The sequence below is a fragment of the Prosthecobacter sp. genome (assembly GCF_029946185.1).
Taxonomy (GTDB): domain Bacteria; phylum Verrucomicrobiota; class Verrucomicrobiia; order Verrucomicrobiales; family Verrucomicrobiaceae; genus Prosthecobacter.
This window is the reverse complement of record NZ_JAQSEA010000130.1, coordinates 1-3,948: the sequence shown is the minus strand read 5'-3', so window position 1 is coordinate 3,948 and position 3,948 is coordinate 1. Positions and strand designations below refer to the sequence as shown.

6 protein-coding genes, 1 tRNA gene and 1 pseudogene are annotated in these 3,948 nt (G+C 59.3%); 2 read left to right on the top strand and 6 right to left on the bottom strand.

The window, feature by feature from the left end; genetic code table 11:
* Positions 1 to 19: 19 nt before the first annotated feature.
* From PSV43_RS10755 to PSV43_RS10735, 5 genes are all read right to left on the bottom strand, one after another.
* Complete coding sequence (locus PSV43_RS10755; protein ID WP_300196603.1) at positions 20 to 157, bottom strand: hypothetical protein; 138 nt, start codon at positions 155 to 157, stop codon at positions 20 to 22.
* Positions 158 to 406: 249 nt separating this feature from the next.
* Positions 407 to 544 (bottom strand): hypothetical protein, encoded by a 138-nt coding sequence (locus PSV43_RS10750; RefSeq protein ID WP_300196601.1) that lies wholly within the window; start codon positions 542 to 544, stop codon positions 407 to 409.
* A gap of 139 nt (positions 545 to 683) precedes the next feature.
* Positions 684 to 896: a hypothetical protein gene (locus PSV43_RS10745; RefSeq protein ID WP_300196599.1), complete on the bottom strand. Its 213-nt coding sequence runs from the start codon at positions 894 to 896 to the stop codon at positions 684 to 686.
* Positions 897 to 1,134: 238 nt separating this feature from the next.
* A tRNA-Leu gene (locus PSV43_RS10740) sits at positions 1,135 to 1,216 on the bottom strand.
* Positions 1,217 to 1,268: 52 nt separating this feature from the next.
* The gene (locus PSV43_RS10735) at positions 1,269 to 2,207 is read right to left on the bottom strand and encodes a CPBP family glutamic-type intramembrane protease (protein WP_300196597.1); all 939 of its coding nucleotides are present in this window, start codon (positions 2,205 to 2,207) and stop codon (positions 1,269 to 1,271) included.
* A 33-nt stretch (positions 2,208 to 2,240) separates the two neighbouring features.
* On the opposite strand from PSV43_RS10735, the gene PSV43_RS10730 reads away from it, so the two are divergent.
* Entirely contained in the window at positions 2,241 to 2,537 is a 297-nt protein-coding gene (locus PSV43_RS10730; RefSeq protein WP_300196595.1) for a hypothetical protein, read from the top strand.
* A 7-nt stretch (positions 2,538 to 2,544) separates the two neighbouring features.
* On the opposite strand, the gene PSV43_RS10725 is transcribed toward PSV43_RS10730, so the two are convergent.
* The gene (locus PSV43_RS10725; RefSeq protein ID WP_300196593.1) at positions 2,545 to 3,282 is read right to left on the bottom strand and encodes a hypothetical protein; all 738 of its coding nucleotides are present in this window, start codon (positions 3,280 to 3,282) and stop codon (positions 2,545 to 2,547) included.
* A gap of 186 nt (positions 3,283 to 3,468) precedes the next feature.
* Between PSV43_RS10725 and PSV43_RS10720 the strand changes: the two are divergent.
* Positions 3,469 to 3,948 (top strand): annotated as a pseudogene (locus PSV43_RS10720) (NADH-quinone oxidoreductase subunit D); the annotation flags it as partial.

Sequence of the window (3,948 nt, the reverse complement as noted above, 5' to 3'; positions counted from 1 at the left end):
GGTGAGGCAGCGGGCGTGTTCATGCGGCTTGGGCGGTGGGTTGTTGCTGCCAGCGGGTCTGGCGTACAGCGGGTTTGCCCGCTTTGACCAGCAGATCCTCGATCAGCTGAGACGCCTGCATCTTGTTGAGCTGCTTGACGCCGATGCCGAAGAGCATTTGTGACAAATCCTCCGCCACCTGTTTGGTGATGCTGGCGTTCTCACTGACAATGCGCAGGATGAACCCGCGCTGGCCGTCGGTGCAGTTCCAGCGGTCCGTGGCGGGCGGCGCAGGTGGACGACCATTGCCGTTGACCGGGTAGGTACGTCCATTTGGCTGTGGCGCTGCGTGGCCGTTACCATGGGTGCTGTCATTCGGGACGAAGCCCGGATGCTGAATTTCCTGATCGACGGAGTGTTGCAGCAGCTAATAGAGCTTCTGCAATTCGACTTCGACCTGGGTGATGTCACTGAGTTCGACTTCAACGGAAGCGCTGAAGCTGTGGCTGCTGTATTGGGGCAGGCCGAGTTTTTTGCTGTAATTGGCGCTGAGTTTGATGGCCATGGTGGTGTGCTTCCTGATTTAGGGTGGGTATGCTTGGGTGGGTGAAAAAAGCCGCCGCATGTCCCGACAACAAAACAAGCGATCCATCTTTCGAGAGACCGGGTGTAGTGAAGTGGGATGCTGTGACGACGTGGTGCGGCTAGCGGATGGTGCCAGCCTTCTGGGTCTGGCCCTGCGTCGGTTCGCTCATCTGCGTGGCAGCGATGCTCCATCCCTGCGTGTGTTGCAGAGATGAGGTGAGCAGATCGTTGACCAGCTTTGTCATGGGACGGCGTAACCGCCGGCCTTCATGATACAACGCGCAGACGATGACCCGGTCGATGCAGGGCAAATAATGGGTTCGCCGGGGCATGGTGGGGAGGATGATTGGCCGGGGATAATGCCCGGCTTCTCAAGTTTTTATAACGCGAAATAAGGGGGAAATTGCAGTTCACTCTGTGGGCAGGCCAGAGTTGGAAATGTCCTCAGGGCCGCCTTGCCGACGAGTTGGCGGCGGGTGGTGCTCCGCAAAAGGGGCCAAGAAGTGGCCAAGGTGCATTTTTTCGAGGTTTCGGAACTGCACTCAAAATTCGCTATTTTCCCTTTGTAAGTGCCGGAGACAGGACTCGAACCTGCACTAGTTTCCCAACCAGATCCTAAGTCTGGCGCGTCTACCAATTCCGCCACTCCGGCAAGGAGTTGCATGCATGCATGATTCCGTGCGGATGTTCATGCTGCAAATGAATTATCGCGGGCGCTGCATTCGTGAGGCGATCCATCCGGTTAGCAGGACGGTGCACAGCGGCATGAGCCCGACTTTTAGGTTGGAGCCGATCCAGGGCAGCCAGTCGCTCGTATAGGAGGTGAGGGCGCTGAAATATTTCAGGCCGAAGACCCAGCCTCCGTGCAGGCCTATGCCAGCCCACAGCGCCCCCGTTTGCATGCGCATTTTAGCCAGCACCCAGCCGACGGCGAAAAGAGTGGCAAATTCGGCGAGGAGAAAATGCACATCGCCAAAGCCGACGGCGATCTGCTTCAGCACGACGAATCCACTGCTCCAGGTGACAGCGGCATCGCTGATTTGCCAACCTTCCGGCGGTTTGAGAAAATGCACGAAAGCGAAGACGAAGGTGAGTGCGAGCAGCGCTTTCGTCTCCTTCATGGTCCGCAGCAGCAGTCCGAGCAGCAGGCCACGGAAGAAAAACTCCTCCACGATGCCGGCGCCCAGCGCGGCGGTGAGGGGCTCTCCCAGCTTCCACCAGCGCGCATCGGGGCGCAGTTGATACGCGCCAGTCTTGAGAAAGAGAAATCCGAGCGCGAGCAGCAGACCAGCGGCCAGAACAAAGCCCATGGCCCATTGCCTGAGCCCCCGGGCGAACGGACGCCAGGCGGGCAGCAGTGAGCGCTCCAGCCGCACCCAGCGCATGAAGGGCCAGATGAAAGCGATGGCGCATACGAGCACGGCACGGTTGAAGTAACGCGTGAACTGCGCCCGCTCGATTTCTGCCTGCAACCACTTCACCAGACCGATGTCATGCAATGATGAGGTGGAGAGCCAGCCTTGGGCGGCTTTACCGAGGTGAAAAAGCGGCACGGACAGCAGTGCCCCCCCGAATATGACGGCGAGAAGATAGAGCAGGAGTTTCGGCAGGGCAGGGGAAGTGCTGGGGCTGGCGGCTTGCATGGGCGCAATACTAGCGCATCCTGCGGGCTCTCAATGACCAAAAACCAAATCCACGAATGGCATGAACGTCTCGAAGACGGTCGCAAACAATACATCCGCGCGTATTGGAACTCGCGCGAATGGCTGTTTCGATATGCGCATCCCGATGGCGAAGAGTGGATGCCCTTGGAAAATCCACCACCGGAGCGCTGGCTGGAACTGCGAGATCTGCTGTTCCGCAAGTATCAGCGCAAAAAGCTGCCTTGGAAGTACGTCGTCGATTTGGACAAGAAGCTGGAGGATATGGGGATCAAGATCGAGGGAGACGAACCGCAGGCAGAGGACGAATGATGCCCGTTCATTGGGCACCCGAATTCGTTTTGATCTCGGACGTTACGCCTCCACCGCAGGCCGCGCCGAAGCGCAGGCCCACCTGCACCTCGGGGAAAAGAAAATGACGGCCTGCGCGGGCACTGCGCCGCCGTGAAACGAACCCGAGCAAGGCAGCGACGAAGGCACCTCCTGCCAAAAGGGCTGGAACGGCCAAGGCAAAACGCTTTTCGCCGCGTTGCAGCCAGAGCGACTGCTGCAGCTGCACGCTTTCCATGCTGCGCAGCCGGTCGATCCAGGCGCGCGTGGCCAGGGCGAGACGTTCATCGAGTGAGAGCTTGCTGTCCGCCTGGATGCGGCGTGTCTCTTGCATGATCTCTACGAGATCGGCAGCCGGGTATCGCTCCCAGAAATAGGGGGCAAAAGACATCGCGCTGCTGTTGCTGGCGCGGTCATAGGCCATCAGCACGGCTGGCTGTGTGCCGCTCCATTCACGTCTGGTGATCTGGGCCTGTCTCCGCACCGTGATCCCCGCAGGCATGAAACTCGTGGCATTGATCCACACAGCGCATTTCAAATCCTGGGATAATAGTTTGAGCTCCGTCGCGAGCGCGCGGTGGGTTTCGGCGGTGAACGCCCGGGTATCATCCAAAATGCCGTCTGCGGGGGGGGCAGTCTCGGCCAGACACCACCCGGCTACGGCCAACCACGTCCCAGCATAAACTGGGAAAAGCAGGCTTCGTTTGAGGCATGGGCCGTATTGCATGTCGGGCACAATCTCTCCCAGACCTCGCCCGAGGGCAACTTCCTGCACCTTTATATGCGGGGTAAGGCGGGGTGTTTTTGAGCCGGGTTGAAGCCCGCTTGTGAAATTTTTCACAAAATCGCCTTGCCGCTCTTTGGGCAGCGTAGATAGATAGCCCTCACGCACGCTACAAGACCCCTGCTTTTCATGCCCACTGTCACCCGAGAATACGAGGCCCCGGATACTGCCGCCAAAGCGGCCCGGCAGCTCGAAGCCGTGGAAGAAGCCACGACGGACATCGTCGGAGAGAAACTTGTGCTTAACATGGGCCCCAGCCACCCGGCCACCCATGGGGTGCTGCGGCTGATTCTGGAACTCGACGGCGAAATCATCACCAAGTGCGATCCCGATGTCGGCTTCCTGCATCGTGGCGACGAAAAAATCGCTGAGAACATGCACTACAACCAGTTCGTGCCTTACACGGACCGGCTGGACTACCTGGCACCACTGGCCAACAACGTGGCCTATGCCCTTGCCGTGGAAAAGCTCATGGGCTGGGAAGTGCCTGAGCGTGGCCGCGCAATCCGCGTGATCTGCTGTGAGCTCGCCCGCATCTCCGCCCACATGCTCGGAGTCGGGGTGTTTGCCATGGACGTCGGTGCAATGACCGTCTTCCTCTACACCTTC

Excerpts from the sequence above, each read along its gene's own strand:
- PSV43_RS10730 (WP_300196595.1), top strand. The coding sequence starts at position 2,241 with ATGACCAAAAACCAAATCCACGAATGGCATGAACGTCTCGAAGACGGT.
- PSV43_RS10735 (WP_300196597.1), bottom strand. The coding sequence starts at position 2,207 with ATGCAAGCCGCCAGCCCCAGCACTTCCCCTGCCCTGCCGAAACTCCTG.
- PSV43_RS10745 (WP_300196599.1), bottom strand. The coding sequence starts at position 896 with ATGCCCCGGCGAACCCATTATTTGCCCTGCATCGACCGGGTCATCGTC.
- PSV43_RS10755 (WP_300196603.1), bottom strand. The coding sequence starts at position 157 with ATGCTCTTCGGCATCGGCGTCAAGCAGCTCAACAAGATGCAGGCGTCT.
- PSV43_RS10725 (WP_300196593.1), bottom strand. The coding sequence starts at position 3,282 with ATGCAATACGGCCCATGCCTCAAACGAAGCCTGCTTTTCCCAGTTTAT.
- PSV43_RS10750 (WP_300196601.1), bottom strand. The coding sequence starts at position 544 with ATGGCCATCAAACTCAGCGCCAATTACAGCAAAAAACTCGGCCTGCCC.